The sequence below is a fragment of the Streptomyces sp. NPDC058758 genome, from assembly GCF_042746075.1.
Lineage (GTDB): Bacteria > Actinomycetota > Actinomycetes > Streptomycetales > Streptomycetaceae > Streptomyces.
In genome coordinates this window covers 59,632-78,615 of record NZ_JBHYPS010000029.1, presented here as the reverse complement: position 1 = coordinate 78,615, position 18,984 = coordinate 59,632, and the positions used below count along the sequence as shown (strand labels likewise).

Below are 18,984 nucleotides of genomic sequence, written 5' to 3'. Positions count from 1 at the left end.
GCCGGCTGCGACTTGGTTGTCGAGGAGCGGGCCGACCTCGTCGAGGGCGCCGACCCGGCGGTCGACTACCGAACGCGACAAGACGGCGAGACGCCGCTCGTCTGGCTGGGCTCCGGCCTGGAGGCCGTCGGGCTCCGCGCGGGCGACGTGCTGGACGAGGACGGCAAGGCCGCCGCCCGCCGCCTGATGAGCGGGTGCCACCCGCTGACCGGCGCCCGGCTGATGACGTCGGGGAACTCCTCCAGGGCGCACCCGGAGGCCAAGCTCACGGTCGCCCGGGTGCTCACCGCCATCGAGGCCGCGGCCGCCGAGCAGGGCGTCGAGCCCGCCGACCTCCTCGACGGCAAGCCGAAGCAGCAGCGGCTCCTCGCGCAGCAGCAGCGGATGGTCCACCGCCGTGGCGAGGCCCACCGGCTCCAGGTCGCCACCCTGAAGAAGCTCGCGGGCGCCGCCGGCGTCGACATCAAGGACGTCTTCACCGAGGAGGAGCTCGCCCGCGCGCTCGCCCGCAAGGAGGCCCGGGTCGACACCCGCGTCCGCGGGTTCGATCTCGTCCTCGACGTCCCGAAGTCCGACAGCGTCCTGGCCGGCCTGCTGCCCGAGGGCGCGGAGGCCGCGTACCGGGAGCTGGTTCACAAGGCGGCCCGCGACGCGGTCGCCCTGTACGAGCGGTGGATCGCCTACTCGGTCGGCGGCGAGGACGGCGACATGGTCCGCCTGTCGACCGGCGGCCTGCTGGCCTGGGCCACCGAGCACCGCAGCGCTCGCCCCGTCGGCGACGGCACCCCCGGCGACCCGCACCTCCACCTCCACATCAGCATCGCGAACATGGCGCTCTGCTCCGACGGGAAGTGGCGGGCGGTCGCCGCGCGCGGCCGGGACATGCACCGGCACGCCTCCGCGATCGACGCGTACTTCAAGGCCCGCGTTCGCGCCCTCGCCCACGCCCGCTTCGGTGTACGGCGGGAGCAGGCGGAGAAGACCCGGGCGTGGGAGGTCGACGGCGTCCCGGGCGAGGTGCGGGACCTGTACTCCCGGCGGGCCCGGCGGGTCGAGGAGATCGCGGGCGAAGGCGCGGGCCGGGAGGAGATGGCCCGGGCCTCGGCGGCGACCCGGCGAGCCAAGCACGCGACCGGCTCCGCGGGCATGAGGGCGTCGTGGCGGGAGCGGGCCGAGGACGCGGGCGTCGACGTCGACGAGCTGCTCGCCGCGGCCGCGCCCGGGCCGCCCGGACCGGACGGAGCCGGACTCGCCCCGGCCGGAGGCGGCCCGAGGATCCCGCCGTCGGCCGACCTCGCCAAGGTGGTCTTCGACCCCGAGACCGGCCTCACCGCCACCCGCAAGGTCTTCGACCGCGCCGAGCTCCTGGCCGCCGTCGCCAACGCCCTCCCGTACGGGATCGGCGGCGGCCCGCGGGCGCTGGACCGGCTCGCCGACGACGTCCTGCGCATCGAGGGCTACGCGGTCGCCCTGCCCCACCTCGGGCCCACCGTCATGTCCTCCACCGACCGGTACACCACCCGCGACGTCCTCGACGCCGAGGACGTCGCCGTCACCCAGGCCCGCGCCCGCCACAAGGACGGCAGCGCCGTTCTGACGCCCGCCCAGGCCGCCGCAGCCCGCGCCGTGTTCCAGGTGGCCGCCGGCTTCGAGCTGTCGAAGGAGCAGACCCGGGTCGTCGACCGGCTGCTCACGGCCGGGCACGGCGTCGACGCGGTCGTCGGCGTCGCCGGCGCGGGCAAGAGCACGTTGATGGACGCCTGCCGGATCGCCTGGGACGCCACCAGCACCACCTACGCCGGCGCCTGCCTGTCCGCGGTCGGCGCCCAGGGCCTCCAGGACGCCTCCGCGATCCCCTCCCGCACGGTCGCCTCCTGGCTCCAGCGGATCGAGACCGGGCCCGGCCTGGCGGGGATCGACGTCCTGGTCCTCGACGAGGCCGCGATGACCGACGACCGCTCGGCGGCCCGCCTGCTCGCCGAGGCCGCCCGCACCGGCACCAAGCTGATCGCGATCGGCGACCCCAAGCAGCTCCAGGCCGTGGGCGTCGGCGGCTGGTTCGCCGAGGTGCACCGGATCGTCGACGGCGAGGTCCTCACCGAGAACCGCCGCCAGGAGGACCAGGCGGAGCGGGCCGCGCTGGAGGTGTGGCGGACCGGCGACCACCAGGCCGCCCTCGACCTCCTCGCCGCCGGCGGCCGCGTCCACGCCGCCGAGACCGCCGACGACGCCCGCTCCCAGATGCTGATGACCTGGCAGGAGCTGCGCACCGACTGGCCCGACGAGCTCGACCTCCTGGACCGCCTGGTCGTCCTCGCCGCCCGCAACATCGACGTCGACGCGCTCAACGCCGGCGCGCAGCAGCTGCGCCGCGCACTCGGCGAGCTGGGCACCGAGCACACCTACGCGCTGCCCGGCGGCGACGAGCTCACCCTCGCCGAGGGCGACCTCGTCCGCGTCCGCACCAACGACTACCGCAGCCGGCGAGGCGCCGGCCCGGACGTCCTCAACGGCTACGGCGGCGTCATCACCGCCGTCGGCGAGGACCGGAGCGTCGAGGTCACCTGGCGCACCGCCCAGCGCCTGGCGGACGGCACCCGCGCCACCGCGTCCGCGTGGATGACCCCCGCCGACATCGCAAGCGGGACACTGTCCCTCGGCTACGCCATGACCGTGGCCGCCAGCCAGGGCATGACCTGCGACACCGCGCTGCTGTACGGGCACGGCGCCAACGCGTTCGCCGCCTACCCGGGCCTCACCCGGGGCCGGAAGGCCAACCACCTCTGGCTCCCCTTGGAGGTCATCGAGGACGAGCGGACGAAGACCGAGCTCGGCGCCGCCCGGACCGAGACCGAGCGCCTGCACCGCGCGGTGACGGCCTTCGCCCGCTACCTGGGGCAGTCCCGCCCGGACGTGATGGTCTCCGACGAGCTGCGGCCGGCGCCCGAGCCCGCCGCCCGGGTGCCGCACCAGGTCCAGCTCGACCAGGCCCGCCGCGACGCCCAGGCCGCCGTCGAGCAAGCCCGCCGGACGGTCTCCGCGCGGGCGGCCCGGATGCGGTCCACGACGGCCTCCGGCGCCCTGCGCAGGGACGCGGAGGACGAGGCCGCCCGCGGCACCCGCCCGGCGGGCGAGGGGCCCGAGGAGGAGCGGTCCTGGAAGGAGCGGCCGTACGGGACGCAGACCGACGAGCAGCTCGCCGCCACGATCCGGGCCTGCCTCGCCGAGGCGCACCGGCAGGACGCCCTGGCGGCGAAGACCCGCGAGGACTACGAGGAGCTCCGCGACCGCCTCGCCCGGCAGGACGCCGAGGGCCTGACCCGGGGAGCGCGGTGGGCCGCCGAGGCCGGCGCCGTCCTCGACACCGCCCTCGGACACCTGAAGACCGCCATCGAGGAGGCCGGCCGCGCCCGCTGGGCCGCCGAGGCCGAGCGCCAGGCCCGGGCCGTCCTGCCCGACCTCGACCGGCAGATGGAGACCTCCTGGCTCACCCTCCGCCTCGCCGGCAGCAGCAGGAAGGAGGTGAACGAGCTGCGCGAGCACTACCTCGCCCAGGCCCGCGGCGGCGCCGACGAGCAGGCCCGCGCCCGCCGGGCGAGTGACGACGCCCGCGCGGCCGCCTGGCGCACCCTGACGGACAGCCCGTACGCCCAGGCCCTCGGCGCCACCGGGCCCGCCCCGGTCCTCGACGAGCTGCCCAAGACCCTCGCCGCGATCCGGGAGACGGTCTCGCAGCACGCCCAGCGCATCGACGCCCGCGACGAGACCACGCTCAGCCGGCTGTCCGGGACGATCCGCTCGGCAGCGGCGGAGGCCGCCGACTGGCGCGGGCACGCCGCCCTCGCCGTCGCCGAGCAGCAGCGGCGCCGGCTCCTCGCCGAGACCCGGCCGGACGCCCACCGGGCGGAGACCCTCGCCCGCCGGGTCGCCGCCGACGCGCAGCAGCGTCAGCAGCCTGCGGCCCGGGCCTGGGCCCGGCACGAGGCGCCCGCCGCGGTTCAGCCGGTGCGGCAGCGGGGGCCGAGGGCGAGCAGGTGACCGCCGGTGGCCACGGGGGGCCTTCGCCGGCCAATGCAGTTGCCTTTGAGTTGTGGGGGATCGTTGCCCTGTCTGTGACGGAGTAGGGCGCGGGCCAGCAGGTTAGGCACACTCCGTACCATCCCTAGGTGATCAACCCGTTCTTCCGCACACCCGGACGCCGCTTCATCACCCTGGCCGTGCTGGCTGCCGTCGTCGCCTTCGGGTGGTACGCCGTTCAGCCGGTCTATCCACGATGCACGATCTACTCAGGGGTCGGCTCAGGGGCCATCATGTCCGCCGGCATCTCGGCGGAAGAGATGGAAGCCATAGCCCGGCAGGCTTACGAGGACGCCTTGGCCGACGGCGCATGCGGACCATCACACGCCCGATTCCGAGACTGGATTGGCTGATCTGAGCCCGCATCCCCGAAGCGCTGCGGCCCTTGGTGCCGTCGTGGGGCCCTCGGGCTGCAAGCCTGTCAGTGCGGGGAGGCAGACTGCTGTGCATGACTTTGGCAACTGCGCGGGATTACGCCTGGATACGCTCCTCCCGGATGTTCGGCGACGCAATGACGGGCGGATACGGCCTGGCCCTCGTCCACGGCACCACCCCCACCGACGTACTGCGTCTGATGGAGGCCGAGCCGAAGGGCACGGGTGAGGGACTGGACGCTCTGGTCGACGAGCATATGGAGCATCGCGATGCAACGGATTACTGGGACGACTCCTTCATCGCGGGAGCCTTCACCGTGCCGGGCACGAACGGCGAGTGGACGCTCGTCTTCGACTTCAACGGTGGCGTAGGGATGTCACGGTTCATGCCGTCCCTGGCGCAGAACGGGCGAGCCGTGTCGCATTCCACCAACGGGGGCGCGCCGATCGACCTTTTCGACTGGTTTGAGGACGGTGAGCTGCGGACCAGCTTCGAATGGCCCACGAACAGGTACGGCAGCACCCCGGACGAGCTGGTTCCGATGATGCGTGAGATCGGCTTCGACCTGACCGAGGACGAGGACGGCACAGGCTCGAGCACCGATACCAAGGCGGCGGTGCTTGCCCTCACCGAGCGTCTGACGGGCGTACGGCTCACAGAGGAACTTCTCAAGAATGCCGAGTACCACCTCGGACACGTTCCGGAGGCGCCCGCCGCGGAGTGGACCAAGATGGTCATCGACGTCACCGGCGCGGATGGGGAACGATTTTACAAAGAGATCACCCGAGAGGAGGCGGAAGCCGCCACTGCCCTCGCCCGGGCCCGGGCCGAGGAACCGATCGTGATTCTCGGTCCCTCGTCACCTACTCCTTAGGCGGTGACGGGGCTCGAGTTCCCCCGAGGACCGGTCTTCCAGCCCGGCGGTTGCTCTTCGGCTTCGTGGTCTGGTTGTGGGCCCAGCGGCCGGGCTGGACCATGTCCCGTCTGGCCCGGGTCCTCAGGACGGGCCAACGGTTCGGCTTCTTGATCGCACGTGGGCAGTCCCGGCCACGCCGGGCCGGCAGGAGGCGTGCACGTGCCTCCCACCCGGCCTCGGCGAAGGAACGGGTGAGTTTGGTGGCGGTCGCTCCGAGCTGGGACGGAACGCTGCGGCGGACGATGCGTACACACCTCAGGTAGGAGACACGGTCACTGTCCACGGTCGGTCGGGCAAGTGCGGCTGTGTGGGCGAACTGGCGGATCGCGTGGTGGACCGCGAGGTAGGCCCACAGTTCCTGCCGGACACCTTCCGGGGTCCGTGACCTGATCGGCCCGGCGGGGCCGAGGTGGTTCTTGATCTCGTCGAAGGCGAGCTCGATCTCCCAGCGTTCCCGGTAGAGCGCGACCAGCTCGTCGGCCGGGTACTGCTCGGGATCCAGCAGTGTCGTGCCCAGGTAGGCGACCTTGTCGCCCTTGGCGAAGGTGATGACGCGGTAGATCACGTGCCGGGGCAGAGTCCGGCCCTCTCGCGCGGCTCGGCGCCGGACATCCTTTCCCGGTCGCGCCATCGACAGGTACGAACCGTCCGGAAGCTCTTCCTGGACGGTTCCGAGGTGGTTGGACTGGAGCCTGACCAGCAGATCCGCGCCCGCCGTGGCGAAGGCGTAAGCGAACTCGACCGACCAGAAGCCGCGGTCGGCGATGACCAGGTCGCCGGGGGCGGTGGAGCCGGCCAGTGGGTAGGCGAGGCTGCGCTCACCGTCGCGGTAGCCGCCGAGGCGGGCATCGAGGACTCCGTGCGTTCCGATCTCGGTGAGGACCACCGCCCTGACCTGGGGGAAGCCGAAGGGGACGCCGCCGGTGGTGGATGGGCCATCGAAGGTGTCGCCGTTGCTCGTCGAATCAGGGAGATCGAACTGGGTGCCGTCCAGGGCGAGGAGCCGCAGACCTCGCCACCATGCACCGGGCGTGTCCCTGGTGGCGAGTGGGCCGGCCACCTGGCGGAACACGGTCTCCAGCACGTCCTCGCCGAGGCGGGCGCGGGCCCGGCACAACGACGACCGGTTCACCCGCGCGAGGGCCCGGCTGCCCGGGATGCCGTTGGTCAGCACCCGCAGCACCTCCTCGTACGACTCCCTGGCGAACAGGCACAGGGCCAGGACGAAGTACACGACAAGTCGCGCCGGAAGGAGGCGTCGCCGTCGCTCGGCACGGTCGTGCTTGGCTATCGCCGCGTCCACCAGCTCAGTGGTGAACACCTTCGTCAGGATCCCGATCCGCACCCGCTGGCCCGCGCCCCACCCTGTCACACGCGGGGCAACGATCCCCGCGACTCAAAGGCAACTGCATTGGCCTTCGCCGGCCCCCCGGCCCCCGCTCCGGTCACTGCCGACCGGCGCGGACCGCCATCGTCGTGGCCGGCCCCGGCACGCGCCGGACGACAGCGCCCTCGTAATCGAACCCGCCGCCCCATAAGACCCGCCGCCAGCGTCAACTTCCGGGATCCCTCTTACGTGCGGCTATGTGAAGCTGTCTCAGTCGTTCACCGCTGGGACCATGCCGTCATGTCTTGTACTTGCGCGGAAGGCTTCACCGTTCAGTTGCACGATGGCGGCTCCCGGTACCCCGTGGCGCCGGTCGCGGAGCACACGGAGATCTCGTACTACTTCGATGCGCGGTGCGCCAAGTGCCGCACGAGGTATGAAGCCCCGTTCGCCCGTATCGACCGCGAGGGCCAGGTCCTCGCCGACCAGATGCAGGACGTGCCGGTCGAGGACCGCGTCTGGTTCAGCAGGCAGTGCGGCCCCTTCACCTGTGGCTGCGGCTGATCCATCCGCGAACACCGAGCCCCTGGACCCACCTGGGGCCGCCGGTCACGTGATAGCGCCCGGCGGCTCCTGGGTAGTGGTCAGCGGTCTCGTTGCACCTCGGTGCTCTCCCTGATCGCGGAGGCGACTTCAAGCAGGGCGTACGCGATGGCGCCCAGCCCCTGGCCGATCGCCTCGACCTCGTTATCCGCCCCGTTCATGTCGGTCGCCATCCTCGCCGCGTACCTGGCCTCTCCCTCATAACTTTCCACGTACTCGCTCCCCTCCCGCGTCGCGCCGGACAGTCCGGCGCCGCCTGCACCCTGCCCGCCGTCTGGGGCGAGGAACCGTTGGGTCGAATCGTCGGCTGGTCCGTTCAACCTGGGGGGTGGAATCGGTCACCCGCGTCCTGAGGCCACAGGCGCCGCAACCACAAGCCTGCGAGTTCTTGTCCTCCTCACCGTGATAGCGAACCGACGGCCTCGGCCGACCTCAGACGACCGGGAGCTGCGGCTCTGGAAGGTCGGCCGGGCCCTGATCATCACCTTCGCCGCCGCGGTCCTGGTGGCCGGCGGCATCTTCTACGGCCTGGTGTACCTGCTGGACTTCCAGGAGATCGACACCACCAAGAAGCTCGATGCCAAGACGCTCTTCGACTTGGTGAAGCTCTCCTTCGGCGTGGTCGCCGGGGCCGGCGCGCTCGTCGCCCTGGTCGTCGCCTACCGCCGCCAGCGCGTCGACGAAGCCGGCGCGCACCGCGAAGCCACCCGGCTCCACACCGAACGCTTCTCCCAGGCCGTCGACAAACTCGGCTCGGACTCCCCCGCCGTCCGCCTCGGCGGTGTCCACGCCCTGGCCGGCCTCGCCGATGACGCCCCCAACGACAACCTGCGCCAGACCTGCATCGACGTCCTGTGCGCCTACCTCCGGCTCCCCCACACACCCGACCCCGGCACCGCCGATCTGGAGAACCACCACCTCTACCTCGCCCTGCGCGAGGTACGGCACACGATCCTGCGCCTCATCGGCGACCACTACCGCCGCCCCGAGGGCACCCACCACTCCTGGCAAGGCTGCGACCTCGACCTCACCGGCGTCACCATCGATGGCGACATGGACTTCAGCAACGCAAGGTTCGCCCGCGGCACGGTGACCTTCAGTGGCGCGACGTTCTCGGGCGGCATGCTGGACTTCGGCGGCGCGACGTTCTCCGGCGGCATGCTGGACTTCAGCGACGCGACGTTCTCGGGCGGCACGCTGGACTTCAGCGACGCGACGATCACCGGCGGCACGCTGGACTTCAGGGACACGACGATCACCGGCGGCATGCTGGACTTCAGCAGTACGACGATCACCGGCGGCAGGGTGGACTTCAGCAACGCGACGCTCTCCGGCGGCAGGGTGTTCTTCGCCGTCGCGACGATCTCCGGCGGCACGGTGTTCTTCGGCGGCGCGACGCTCTCCGGCGGCAGGGTGCACTTCGGCCACGCGACGATCACCGGCGGCACGGTGTTCTTCAGCGACACGACGCTCTCCGGCGGCATGGTGCTCTTCGGCCGCGCGACGATCTCCGGCGGCGCCGTGTTCTTCAGCCGCGCGAGGATCTCCGGCGGCACCGTGTTCTTCCGCGAGGCGAGAATCTCCAGCGGCACGATGGCCTTCAACGGCGCGACGATCTCCGGCGGCAGGGTGGACTTCGGCCGCGCGACGATCTCCGGCGGCGCGGTGCCCTTCATCCACGCGACGATCTCCAGCGACACAGTCTCCTTCGACAGCTCGACGATCTCCGGCGGCACGCTGGACTTCAGCGACACGACGGGGCCAGCTCCCTCCGGGCTTCTCACTGCCGTCGGCAGCCCTGTGCCGAGAACCGTGATCCTTCCCCAGGCATGGGCCCCGATTCCATAGTCACCAGGGGGCGCAATCAGTCGTATATGCCCCCTCTTGCCGATCCGATCACACGAGTCGCCCAGAAGGGTGAAAAACGGGCCCAGGACCCGCCGCGGTCCATTGGAATCCGATCCGTCATTGCGCCCCCCCTTTTCGCCTCTCCTAGGGTGGTCATCAGGCACCGAGCCATCCCGGCCCGGCCCACCCGAGGGGAAACCCATGTCCGAGCTCGACCAGAAGCACACCGAGCCCTCCAAGCACCACCGGAGGAAGCCGTTCGGCCTCGACGACGAGGAGTACGCCGCCGCGCTAGCGCTGTGCGCCCTCGGCGACGACGAACACAGCATCACCGGGGAGGGCCAGTGAACGCCGCTCAGCTCATCGACAACGGCGTCTCGGAGGGAGAGGCCGGCCGCATCGCCGCCCGCTGGAACTCGGTCTACGGCTGCATCCGGGAGGAACTCACCGCACAGGTGAAGACCTCGAAGGCGCTCGGTGGCGACCCGACCCGGCTCACGGAGCTGCGCCGGGAACTGGGCCAGCTCGACCGGTGCATGCACCGGGCCTGCACCCAGTCCCCGCCCGGCTTCTCCGCGAGCGCGGCCCTGCGCTTGGTCCAGGAGGTCCTGCGCCGCCTCCCCCTGGAGCTCCAGGGCGACACGCACCGCCTGGCGGCCCTGCTCGCCGACTGGGCCCGGGTCGAGCGCGAACGTGCCGAGCGCGCCGCCCAGCACGCCGAGGTGTACCGCCGTGGGTGACCGGCTGTACCTGCGGCACTCCACGGACGAGCAGGCCGACGCCCGGCAGAAGCACGCCCTGGCGGCGCTGCTCGCCGCCGGCGCCCCGGTCTACGAGGACCCCGCGACCTCCAGCCGGGTCCTGTGCCTGGAGCGGACCGGCTTCCAGCGGCTCCTCGACGAGGCCGCCGCCGGCGACACGATCCGCATCGCCGGCGCCGCCCGCCTGTTCCGGTCGGTCGCGGACATCGTCGCGCTGCGGCCGGTGCTCATCGGGCGGGGCCTGCACCTGCGGGTGGAGTCCGGGCTGCTGTCCGGGATCGACCTGGCGTCGGACGACCCGGCCGCCGCGATGACCGTGCAGGTCCTCGCGGCGGTGCTGGAGTTCCAGCGCGAGATGGTCTCGGAGAACACCCGCGAGGGCGTGGCCGCGGCCGCCGCCTCCGGCAAGACCCTCGGCCGCCCGGCCGCGCTCGACGAGGACCAGGCCGCCGGCGTCGTCGAGGCCTACCGCGACGGCGTCGCCGTCAAGGCGCTCGCCCGGCAGTACGCCGTCTCCCCCAAGACGATCCGCCGGGTCCTCGACGACGCCGGCGCCCGCGAGGTACCCGGCTTCGAGGAGGTCCTGGCCGACGAGGGCGTCGAACTCGCCTTCCTGGCCGAGGTCTCGGGCGCGGCTGCCAACCCGGTCCTGGTCGTCGACGTGCCTGGTCTCGTCGCCGAGCACCTCCAGACCGCGACCGAGGACGTCGCCATCCGCTACTCGCTCGCCGCCGGCCAGAGCGTCCGCCGGGGCCAGGGCTACTCGGTCAGGGTCACCGCCCCGGCCGACGTCCACCAGGCGATGGTCGCCGCCTCCGCCGGGCTCATGAAGTCCCCCGCCGGACGCAAGGCCCGCCGGATCCACACCGACCGGGTCACCACCGCCTACGACCGCGTCACAGCAGCAGGGATGGAGCCCTGACCCAGGGATGTTCATCGCTTCGGAAGGCACCATGCAGGAACCGGACATCGACGGCCGTGCCATCGGGCGAGGGCCGGACGGGATCCACTACGAGATCAGCGGCTATACGGCGGCCACCCGCGTGCGGCGTCTCCAGCCCACCGTCCGGGACGCCAGCCGCCCGCCGCAGACCTCCGACGAGATCCGCGCCGCCCTCGCCGCCGACGGAGCCGCCCCGGCCGGCCGGAAGGCGTACCGGGTGTACGCGGACCGGCTCAGCACCGCATCGACCACTGCCTGAGGAGGCACCGTGCACGACCTGTCCGCTCCCTTACCGCTGGCCACGTCCCCCGAGTACCATCTGCGGCTCGCCCGGAAGGGGGCCCTGGGCCGGGCCCTGCTCATCGCCGAGCGCTACCAGCCCGCCGACCGCACCGTTCCCCGCTACCTGACGGTCCTGTACGGCGCGGCCGTCCTCGACACCCTGGGGCTGGAGCCGGAGCCGGATGCCGTCGAGCAGGTCCTCATCACCGAAGACCAGGCCGCCCTGGACGAGATCGACCGGCTCTACCGGCCGCTCGACCGGGCGGCGCTGCTCCTCCCGGAAGCCCTTCCCGAGGAGCACATCGAACCGCTGCGGTCATACGGCGCCCGGGTGGCCGCCTCTCCCCGTCTGGCCCGGAACCCGCTGCACAGCGGCGCCCTCCACAATGTCCCGGAGCTGCTGGAGGACCGGCCCACCCTGTACGGCTACCCCGGCCTCGGGGAGTAAGGGTTCGGTGGGCAGCGAGTGGGTGTTCAGTTTGCTGAACAGCTTCTCGCGTCGGGGGGGGTGGTCAGCGTTTGATGCGTCCGCGGATGGCGAGGACGGCGAGGGCGAGGAGGGCGGGTTCGAGGATGCGGGAGGTCATCTCGATGTAGGTGCCGGCGGTGGTGAGGTCCTGCCCGCTGGAGCGGAACACCACCGAGTTCAGGGTGACGCTCAGGGCCTTGTCGAAGCGTTTGGTGCTGAACCGGTCCTTCACGGGGTTCTTCGGGTCCTGCTTGTCGATGACGAAGGTGACCTTGCCCCCGCCGACCGGGACTGTGCCGGTGGCCTCCTGCTTCGGAGAGGAGGCGGGCAGGCCGAACGCCATCAGCAGCAGGATCGTGGTGAGCATGGCGGCGGCGAGCCAACCCAGGGCACGGGAGGCGCGCAGGCCGTAGCCGGAGAGCGCCCAGTACGCCCACAGCAGACGGCGTTCCGTCTTGGGGGTGCCGGTGCGGTCGTGGCGGCGCATCTCGCACTCGCCGTAGTAGAAGTCCGCCGCGCCGGGTTCGTTCTTGCCGTCCTCGAACGCTTTGCGGAGTTGGCGGTAGAGGGCGGCGACGTCGTCGGGGTCGGGGGTACGGGCGGGGTCGCCGTGGTGCGGGCCCGTCCGCCACCGGCGGGGCTCGGGCGGGGCGCCCGCAGGTGCGAGGGGTTGCCCGGCGCTCTGGGCGCGCCAGTGGTGCTCCTCGGCCAGGGTGCGCCGGCGGGTCCAGCGGATCGGCGATATGCCCTTGCGGTGCCAGCCGGTGGGAGTGGGGGCGAGGGAGGTGCGGCCCTCCAGGCGGAGCTGGTCGAGATGGAAGGCGCCGGAGAACAGACAGTCGGACAGGTCAGTGTCGGTCAGGACCAGGTGCGCAGCGTCCACGCCCTGCACCGACGTCACCCGCACCCGGTCAGGACCGGTCAGCAGGCTCTCATCCATGGTCTCGGTGCCCAGGGCAATGCGGGTGGTGAAGGGGGCGGGGTGGGCGGTGACTGCGACCGGGGCCGCCAGCACCGCGTAGCCGAGATCCACCTCAGCCCGCCGCACCCGCACCGTCGCCGTTGACTCCCACCGCGTCCGCACACACGCCACTGCGCTCGCCGCGATCTCCAGCGTCACCGGCGCCCCGAACACCGCATTTGACAGATCCACCTCCCGTGCACACACCACCGGCCCCAACCAAGCAGACGTCAAGAACTGCGCCCCGCCGAACCTGGCGTAGTCGGAGAACTGCGCCCCGCCGAACCAGGCGTCGTCGGAGAACCGCGCCCCGGTGAACCAGGCGTCGCCGGCGAACTGCACCCCGATGAACGAGGCGTCGCCGGTGAACTGCGCCCTGAGGAACACGGCGCTGCCGGTGAACTGCGCCCCGACGAACACGGCCTCGCCGGCGAACTGCGCCCCGACGAACACGGCCTCGCCGGCGAACTGCGCCCTGCTGAAAACGGCGTCGCCGAAGAACTGCGCCCCGCCGAACATTGCGGTGCCGAGGCGGGGTTGTCGGGTCGTGGGGTCGGTGAGGGCGGCCAGAAGCTGCTTGAGGAGGTCTGCGGTGAAGGGGGTTTCGCGGTGGTCGATGTCGGCGCCCGGGGCCAGGCCCGCCAGGTACGCGGTGCGGTCGGCGTCATTCAGGTGGGCGAGGCAGGCCCTGTGGCCGGGGACGTGGATGCCGCGGCAGCCGACGGGATCGGTGACCGGGTCGGCGCCGTGAGTGCAGTGTGGCCAGGACGGTGCTTCCGTCGGGGGCGGGGGAGTGCTCATGGCGGGACGGCTCCAGAGGGGAGAGGCTGCGTGCCGGTGGTCGCCGGACGGGTGACGGGCGTCGGGAATGCGGGTGGCGCCGGATCAGACGCGCCGGGGATGGAACGGGTTTTACGCGGTGTACGGGTCCTGGTCCGTCTCGCCGCGGCGGTACCGCTCAGCCTGGTAGGCGTCCCAGGCCGTCTGACCCTGCTGGGTGGAGTGCCACGGCAGGTTCTTCCTGCGGGTGAACTCGGCGTACTCCAGGTCCGGCTCGGCGAGCCGGCGGCGGCGCTCGGCCCGCGGGCCGTCGCCGACACGGACGCCGGTCAGGTCGTCCACGTTCCGGGCGCGGGCGAGTTCGTCTACGCCGAAGGCGATCCGGCGCAGGATCGCGGAGAGTCTGGCGGAGTCCACCGCGACGTTTGCTCGGTCGGGGAAGTCGGCATCGGAGCAGAGGTCGGCGACGGGCATGTAGGACTCGCGGTCCAGGTGGTCGATCCAGTCGGCGCACTGCCGGATCCATCCCACCTCGTCCACCAGCCGCTCAGCGACGCTCGCACGGCCGGAGAGTTCCTCGTCGTCGCTGCCCTCCGGGTCCTCCGGCGCCGTCCAGCCCGCCGCTCGGAGCTCGCCCAGGACGACGTCCAAGGCGTCCAGGTCGGCGTCCTTCGTCAGCTGATGCACCCGGCTGGGCGACAGCCCGGCCGCCTCCGCGGCCTTCCGCACCGACACCCCCTCCACCCTGGCCGCCACCAACGCCCAGGCCCGCTCCCGCTCCGCCTGCTCCAACCGCCAGGCGGCCCTGCGTACGCGTGCCAGGACACGCCGTTGCCGCCGGACCTTCCCCAGCCAGTCGCCCTTCACCCCGCCCAGCCTGCCAGCCTCCGATCACCCCGCACAGGCCGTTCAGCAAACTGAACACCCCACCGCTACCCACGTCGGCCATGCTCCCCGAGGCCGTGCTCCCTGGTGGCGCCGTACACGGAGGCCGAGGCCGAGGAGCAGGTCCTCCTGCGCGAGTACGTCCCGGCGGCGCGCGAACCGCTCGCGGACCCCCGCATCACCCGTCTCGCCGCCCTGGTCCACGAGCTCCTGGGGGCGTACGAGGAGGCGACCGGCCGCCCGCCGCAGACCGCCGACCAGATCCGCGCCGCCCTCGCGGCCGTCGCGGAGATCCCCGAGGAGGCCCGGCGCCGGGCCAGCGCCGGACGAGCGGCGGCGGCACACGCGGCACACCAGCGGAGACGGCACAGGTAGCGGGCGGCAAGGAAGAAGGGCCGTGCCCTCGTGCAGGACAAGGCACTTCGCGCGTTGGTGGCCGGCGAGGACGGCGACGATCCGCTCCTGGTCGAGGCGCCGCCCGGCACGCACCCGTACCCCGGAAGTGCCGGCCGCCCCCGGGAACAAGCGAGGCCCGCACCGGGGTGCGGGCCTTCTCCTGTGTCCGAGGGGCGGGTCAGCCCCAGCCGATGTCGCCCTGGACGTCCCAGCCGGGCTCGAAGCCCCAGCCGGCGTCTCCGGCCGGGCGGTTCCAGCCCGGGTCGGCGGTGACGCCCCAGCCGGTGTCCGCGTAGCCCCATCCGCTGTCGCTGCTCATGACGGTCCCCTCCCAGTGCGCGGCGCTGCGGTGCTGCGCCGTTGGGGTGACCGTAGCCGCAGGTCTCGGTCGGCACCAGCCCCATGAAATCGAACAGGCATAGGATTCTGGTGTGAGCGAGCACGAGTTCCCCGACGACCTGACGAAGCTCCAGGCCGAGCTACACCGCGCGTACGCCGAGTACCGGGCGCTGTGCCAGACCCTGCCCTGGTCCACGGAACCCCTGCCGGGCTGGCCCGGGGTCAAGCACCCCCACACCGACGAGGTCGCCGCCAGCCGGGAAGACAGCCCCGGCTACACCCCCGAGCAGGCCACGGCCGAGGCGCAGCTGTGGGCGCGGATCCAGGAGCTGTCGATCGAGGTGTCCACGCACCCGTACTGGAGCACCCTGGAGCGCGGGCCGAAGCTCGTCGAGGCCAGGACAGCGCTGAAGCACCACGACGCGGTCCTGGCCGCTCTCGGCGACAACGCGCCCGCAGCCTGACTCCGGCCGGGACTGGGGCGGCTTCTACGGTCGGGTGATCCATACCCGGAGCTCGTAGCGGCCGCCCCGGTCGATCGCTGCGACCTGCTCGGCGAGGTCGGCGTCCGTGAAGGCGAACCGGGCGCCGACGGCGGCCGCGCGGAGCAGCGGCAGGATGTCGATGACCGGCCGGCCCCGCATCGTCGCCGCGAGGTCGGTGAACGCCCGCTGGTACGAGCCGCCCAGGCCCTCGCTTCGACGGTAGGAGCCCGGGCTGACGCCCCCGGCGGGGCGTCGGCTACTTCTTGACGGGCTCGATGCGCACGTCGGAGACGCCGGGCCCGGCGGCGGCATCGGCTTCGAGGTGATGTGGGCGCCGCCGGGCCCGTTCAGGGTGTCACGGAGGTCTGACATTGATACTCGTAGCGGGTTCCGGTGGTCGTGGCTCAGGGTCTGACTGACGTCCTGCTGGGCTGTCCTGCGACTGTTCTGTCCGGCCGCCGGGACCCGTTCTCCATGGCTCCGGCCAGGTGGAACATGACCTGATAGCGCCTCTGTGTGTCAAGCGGCTTGTGCGAGGTGGGTTCGCTGGTCTCGTTTCATGATCCGGTAGACCACGTTGGACAGCCTTCGCTTGAGAGCCCTGCGGGCTTCCGAGGGCGTCTTGCCCTCGCTGATTTTGCGGAGGTAGTAGTCCTGCCCGCGGCCGCCGTCGCGGATCTGGCAGACGGCGATGGTGTGCAGGACCGAGTTCAGCGCGCGGTTGCCGCCGGTGTTGAGCCGGTGGCGGACGTTGTTGCCGCTGGAGGCGTCCAGGGGTGCGCTGCCGGTGTAGCTGGCGAAGTGATGCTCGGTGGGGAACCGGCCGACGTCCCCGATGTGGCCGATGACCTTGGCGGCCAGCACGGTGCCCAGGCCCGGCAGGGTGGTCAGCGTGGTGCGGGTCGCGGCGACGGCCTCGCGCATTTCGGCTTCGTTGTCCTTGACCTGCCGGTCGAGTCTGCGCAGGTCGGCCAGCAGGTCGCGTGCTATGTCCCGGCGGCAGTTGTCGGTGGCCGTGACCGGCCGGATGCCCTTCATCAAGGCGGCGGCCTTGTCGGCCGACAGGCCGGTGGGTGCTCCGCCGGGCAGGAGATCGCGCAGGACGGCGTGGAGCCGGTTGAGGACGCGGGTGCGCTCGTGGACCAGGTCGTCACGTCGCTCGGTCAGCAGCCGCAGGATCGTGGTCTGGTCTTCCCGCACAACGGGGCGCAGGTCATGGCGGAAGAGGGCGACCTGGGCGACGTGCAGGGCGTCCTTGGCGTCGGTTTTGCGGTCTCCGCCGGTGGCCAGCAGTCGGGCCCGGGCCGACAGGGTGGAAGGCACGTCGACCACGTTCTCGCCTGCAGCGGCCAGCTGCTGGGCGAGCGAACGGCCCAGGCCGCCGGCACCCTCGACCGCGAAACGGCGGTCGGGCCACTGCTCGCACCAGCGCATCAGTTGGCGGAAGGTTCCGGCGTTGACGACGAACCGGCGCTGGGCCACCTGGTGGCCGGCGGCGTCGACGGCGACGGCGGTGTGGGACGACTTGTGGGGATCGACACCGATCAGGATCACAGGCTGCTGCCCTCGCACTCGATGAGACAGGAAGGGGAGTGCGGTGGGCACCCTGACTTGAAGTCACCGTGTCACCTTCATGCCTCTGTCGAGCCACACCGCGCGGGTGTCGGCCAGCGGCGGCACGCTATCAGTGAGCCAGCCCGAGGGCGGCAAGGAGCACTGCGGGCCCGTGCCGACCGACACCCTGGACGCTACGGCTGCAGACCGAGCGTCTGGGGCCGATTCAACAAGTCAGGAGCTTGGCCAGAGGCCCCCTCAATGTCCTGTCTGACCCACCCGGCCGGCGTCACCTCCGGCCAGAAGGGCAGCCCACAGGATGACAGCGACGACCACGCCCGCCACCGAACTGGATGCGGTGTTCGGCGGAGTGGACTCCCACCCGGACACGATCCACGTCGCTGTCATCACCGACCGGGGCGGCCACATCGCCGACGCCGAGTTCCCGACCACGGCGGCCGGATACGCCGCTGCGATCGCGTTCCTGAACGCCCACGGCACCGTGACCGCCGTCGGGGTCGAGGGGACCTCCTCCTATGGCCTGGGGTTCACCCGTGCCGCCCGCCACACGGGCCTGACCGTGGTCGAGGTCAACCGGCCCGACAAGGCCGAGCGTCGCCGGATCGGCAAGTCCGATCCCATCGACGCCTACGCAGCCGCCCGCGCCGCGCTGTCCGGCCGGGCATCGGTCATCCCCAAGGACGACACCGTCAGCGGCATACGCGCCCTCCACAACGCCGCCCGGTCCGCCGTCAAGGCACGCACCGCCACCCTGAACCAGATCGCGCACATCCTCATCACCGCCCCGGACGACATCCGCGTCAAGTACACCGCCCTGCGCGGCAAGACACAGGTCGACGCCATCTCCCGGCTCCGCCCCACCGGAGACGGACCGCGCGTCGCCCTCCTGACCGCGCTGAAGACCCTCGCCCGCCGGGTCCAGGCCCTGACCACGGAACACGACACCCTCACCGCCGCCCTGGACACCGCCGCCACCGAGAGCAACCCCGGCCTGCGCGCCGCGTTCGGTGTCGGCCCCGACACCGCGGCCCAGCTCCTGGTCACCGCCGGCGGCAACCCCGACCGCCTACGCACGGAGGCATCCTTCGCAGCGCTCTGCGGCGTCGCACCTGTCCCCGCCTCCAGCGGCAGGACCAACCGCCACCGTCTTTCCCGCGGCGGCGACCGCGGCGCGAACTCAGCCCTCTACCGCATAGCTCTCGTCCGCATGTCCAGCGACGCCCGCACCCGCGAATACATCGCCCGGCAGGCCGCCGCCGGACGCACGAAGAAGGAGATCATCCGCCTACTCAAGCGGGCGATCGCCCGGGAGATCTTCCGCTACCTCACCACACCGGTCACCGTCCCGGACATCTCCGACCTACGACCCGCACGCCAGGCCAAGAACATCACCCTCACCACCGTCGCCGAACACTTCGGCGTCTGGCCGGCGGTGATCTCCTGCATCGAACGCGGCACACGCCGCGACGACGACCTCGCCAGCGCCTACCGGGACTGGCTCACCGCGGCCTGACCGCTCCAGCAGCGGATTCACTCATAGACGGTGGCGGCCTGAAGTGCTCTGGCCAGGAAGGTCCAGTCCCCTTCCTCGGGGAGCTGCTTCCCGAGGTTTCGATACCAGCCCGGCGAGTCATCCATCCACGCCGCGAGGGCCTCAAGGAAGTGGTCGAGGCTCTGGTTCTCCCACTCATGGCCCCGGCGGAGGTGGTCCTGGCGCAACTCTCGGACGAAGGCGACCAGCTCAGCGCGGCTGCGGACCTCGCCGTCGGGAGTAAGTGACATGGAGTGAAGGTACCTCGCTCCTGCGAGCGCATCCTGACCCTTGACGATCAATAGGAGCATCAGGGGGCCGGTCGCCCGGGAATTCGACGATGCGCTGCGCGCCGGCCGGACCCCGGACCTCGACCACGGATCGCTGTCGGCGTACCGCAACGGCCGCTGCCGGTGCCCCGAGTGCCGGGA

Annotated in this window: 20 protein-coding genes; 13 read left to right on the top strand and 7 right to left on the bottom strand. The window is 71.9% G+C overall.

Annotated elements, in window-relative coordinates; translation table 11 throughout:
- Window positions 1-12 precede the first annotated feature (12 nt).
- The 3 genes from mobF (at window position 13) to ACFW6A_RS28180 (ending at window position 5,326) form a co-directional block, all read left to right on the top strand.
- Window positions 13-4,038, top strand: a complete 4,026-nt coding sequence (gene mobF, locus ACFW6A_RS28190) for a MobF family relaxase (protein WP_386643894.1) — start codon at window positions 13-15, stop codon at window positions 4,036-4,038.
- Window positions 4,039-4,166: 128 nt separating this feature from the next.
- Window positions 4,167-4,430, top strand: coding sequence for a hypothetical protein (locus tag ACFW6A_RS28185; RefSeq protein WP_386643891.1), 264 nt, complete (start codon window positions 4,167-4,169; stop codon window positions 4,428-4,430).
- Window positions 4,431-4,525: 95 nt separating this feature from the next.
- Window positions 4,526-5,326 (top strand): DUF6461 domain-containing protein, encoded by an 801-nt coding sequence (locus ACFW6A_RS28180; protein WP_386643888.1) that lies wholly within the window; start codon window positions 4,526-4,528, stop codon window positions 5,324-5,326.
- On the opposite strand, the gene ACFW6A_RS28175 is transcribed toward ACFW6A_RS28180, so the two are convergent.
- Entirely contained in the window at window positions 5,316-6,713 is a 1,398-nt protein-coding gene (locus ACFW6A_RS28175; RefSeq protein WP_386643999.1) for an IS4 family transposase, read from the bottom strand. The genes ACFW6A_RS28180 and ACFW6A_RS28175 overlap by 11 nt on opposite strands.
- Before the next feature lie 345 nt (window positions 6,714-7,058).
- Between ACFW6A_RS28175 and ACFW6A_RS28170 the strand changes: the two genes are divergently transcribed.
- The 7 genes from ACFW6A_RS28170 (at window position 7,059) to ACFW6A_RS28140 (ending at window position 11,580) form a co-directional block, all read left to right on the top strand.
- A complete protein-coding gene (locus ACFW6A_RS28170) occupies window positions 7,059-7,259 on the top strand; it encodes a hypothetical protein (protein ID WP_386643885.1) in 201 nt (66 codons plus the stop codon).
- Window positions 7,260-7,700: 441 nt separating this feature from the next.
- Window positions 7,701-9,146 (top strand): pentapeptide repeat-containing protein, encoded by a 1,446-nt coding sequence (locus ACFW6A_RS28165; protein WP_386643882.1) that lies wholly within the window; start codon window positions 7,701-7,703, stop codon window positions 9,144-9,146.
- A 201-nt stretch (window positions 9,147-9,347) separates the two neighbouring features.
- Window positions 9,348-9,494, top strand: a complete 147-nt coding sequence (locus ACFW6A_RS28160) for a hypothetical protein (protein ID WP_386643879.1) — start codon at window positions 9,348-9,350, stop codon at window positions 9,492-9,494.
- Window positions 9,491-9,886: a hypothetical protein gene (locus ACFW6A_RS28155; protein WP_386643876.1), complete on the top strand. Its 396-nt coding sequence runs from the start codon at window positions 9,491-9,493 to the stop codon at window positions 9,884-9,886. Before ACFW6A_RS28160 ends, ACFW6A_RS28155 begins: the two co-directional genes overlap by 4 nt.
- Window positions 9,879-10,829 (top strand): recombinase family protein, encoded by a 951-nt coding sequence (locus ACFW6A_RS28150; RefSeq protein WP_386643873.1) that lies wholly within the window; start codon window positions 9,879-9,881, stop codon window positions 10,827-10,829. The genes ACFW6A_RS28155 and ACFW6A_RS28150 overlap by 8 nt, the downstream gene beginning before the upstream one ends.
- Before the next feature lie 7 nt (window positions 10,830-10,836).
- A complete protein-coding gene (locus ACFW6A_RS28145; RefSeq protein ID WP_386643870.1) occupies window positions 10,837-11,109 on the top strand; it encodes a hypothetical protein in 273 nt (90 codons plus the stop codon).
- A 9-nt stretch (window positions 11,110-11,118) separates the two neighbouring features.
- Window positions 11,119-11,580 (top strand): hypothetical protein, encoded by a 462-nt coding sequence (locus ACFW6A_RS28140; protein ID WP_386643867.1) that lies wholly within the window; start codon window positions 11,119-11,121, stop codon window positions 11,578-11,580.
- A 64-nt stretch (window positions 11,581-11,644) separates the two neighbouring features.
- Here ACFW6A_RS28140 and ACFW6A_RS28135 read toward each other — a convergent pair whose 3' ends face one another.
- Window positions 11,645-13,363: a pentapeptide repeat-containing protein gene (locus ACFW6A_RS28135; protein ID WP_386643864.1), complete on the bottom strand. Its 1,719-nt coding sequence runs from the start codon at window positions 13,361-13,363 to the stop codon at window positions 11,645-11,647.
- A 111-nt stretch (window positions 13,364-13,474) separates the two neighbouring features.
- A complete protein-coding gene (locus tag ACFW6A_RS28130) occupies window positions 13,475-14,209 on the bottom strand; it encodes a hypothetical protein (RefSeq protein WP_386643861.1) in 735 nt (244 codons plus the stop codon).
- 105 nt (window positions 14,210-14,314) lie between these two features.
- On the opposite strand from ACFW6A_RS28130, the gene ACFW6A_RS28125 reads away from it, so the two are divergent.
- Window positions 14,315-14,602 (top strand): hypothetical protein, encoded by a 288-nt coding sequence (locus ACFW6A_RS28125; RefSeq protein ID WP_386643858.1) that lies wholly within the window; start codon window positions 14,315-14,317, stop codon window positions 14,600-14,602.
- A 199-nt stretch (window positions 14,603-14,801) separates the two neighbouring features.
- On the opposite strand, the gene ACFW6A_RS28120 is transcribed toward ACFW6A_RS28125, so the two are convergent.
- The gene (locus ACFW6A_RS28120) at window positions 14,802-14,942 is read right to left on the bottom strand and encodes a hypothetical protein (RefSeq protein ID WP_386643855.1); all 141 of its coding nucleotides are present in this window, start codon (window positions 14,940-14,942) and stop codon (window positions 14,802-14,804) included.
- 112 nt (window positions 14,943-15,054) lie between these two features.
- Here ACFW6A_RS28120 and ACFW6A_RS28115 point away from each other — a divergent pair, with 112 nt between their 5' ends.
- Complete coding sequence (locus ACFW6A_RS28115; RefSeq protein ID WP_386643852.1) at window positions 15,055-15,426, top strand: hypothetical protein; 372 nt, start codon at window positions 15,055-15,057, stop codon at window positions 15,424-15,426.
- Window positions 15,427-15,450: 24 nt separating this feature from the next.
- Here the strand turns inward: ACFW6A_RS28115 and ACFW6A_RS28110 are convergent, their stop codons facing one another.
- Both ACFW6A_RS28110 and ACFW6A_RS28105 read right to left on the bottom strand, forming a co-directional pair.
- Window positions 15,451-15,819: a hypothetical protein gene (locus tag ACFW6A_RS28110; RefSeq protein WP_386643849.1), complete on the bottom strand. Its 369-nt coding sequence runs from the start codon at window positions 15,817-15,819 to the stop codon at window positions 15,451-15,453.
- 147 nt (window positions 15,820-15,966) lie between these two features.
- Window positions 15,967-17,001: an IS110 family transposase gene (locus ACFW6A_RS28105; protein WP_351853620.1), complete on the bottom strand. Its 1,035-nt coding sequence runs from the start codon at window positions 16,999-17,001 to the stop codon at window positions 15,967-15,969.
- A gap of 319 nt (window positions 17,002-17,320) precedes the next feature.
- Here ACFW6A_RS28105 and ACFW6A_RS28100 point away from each other — a divergent pair, with 319 nt between their 5' ends.
- On the top strand, window positions 17,321-18,535 hold the full coding sequence (locus ACFW6A_RS28100) for an IS110 family transposase (protein WP_386643845.1): 1,215 nt from the start codon (window positions 17,321-17,323) through the stop codon (window positions 18,533-18,535).
- Window positions 18,536-18,552: 17 nt separating this feature from the next.
- On the opposite strand, the gene ACFW6A_RS28095 is transcribed toward ACFW6A_RS28100, so the two are convergent.
- Window positions 18,553-18,804 (bottom strand): hypothetical protein, encoded by a 252-nt coding sequence (locus ACFW6A_RS28095; RefSeq protein WP_386643842.1) that lies wholly within the window; start codon window positions 18,802-18,804, stop codon window positions 18,553-18,555.
- Window positions 18,805-18,984: the final 180 nt, after the last annotated feature.

Coding starts and splice junctions, on each gene's coding strand:
- ACFW6A_RS28145 (WP_386643870.1), top strand. CDS start 10,837: ATGTTCATCGCTTCGGAAGGCACCATGCAGGAACCGGACATCGACGGC.
- ACFW6A_RS28110 (WP_386643849.1), bottom strand. CDS start 15,819: ATGTCAGACCTCCGTGACACCCTGAACGGGCCCGGCGGCGCCCACATC.
- ACFW6A_RS28180 (WP_386643888.1), top strand. CDS start 4,526: ATGACTTTGGCAACTGCGCGGGATTACGCCTGGATACGCTCCTCCCGG.
- ACFW6A_RS28095 (WP_386643842.1), bottom strand. CDS start 18,804: ATGTCACTTACTCCCGACGGCGAGGTCCGCAGCCGCGCTGAGCTGGTC.
- ACFW6A_RS28120 (WP_386643855.1), bottom strand. CDS start 14,942: ATGAGCAGCGACAGCGGATGGGGCTACGCGGACACCGGCTGGGGCGTC.
- ACFW6A_RS28100 (WP_386643845.1), top strand. CDS start 17,321: ATGACAGCGACGACCACGCCCGCCACCGAACTGGATGCGGTGTTCGGC.
- ACFW6A_RS28160 (WP_386643879.1), top strand. CDS start 9,348: ATGTCCGAGCTCGACCAGAAGCACACCGAGCCCTCCAAGCACCACCGG.
- ACFW6A_RS28135 (WP_386643864.1), bottom strand. CDS start 13,363: ATGAGCACTCCCCCGCCCCCGACGGAAGCACCGTCCTGGCCACACTGC.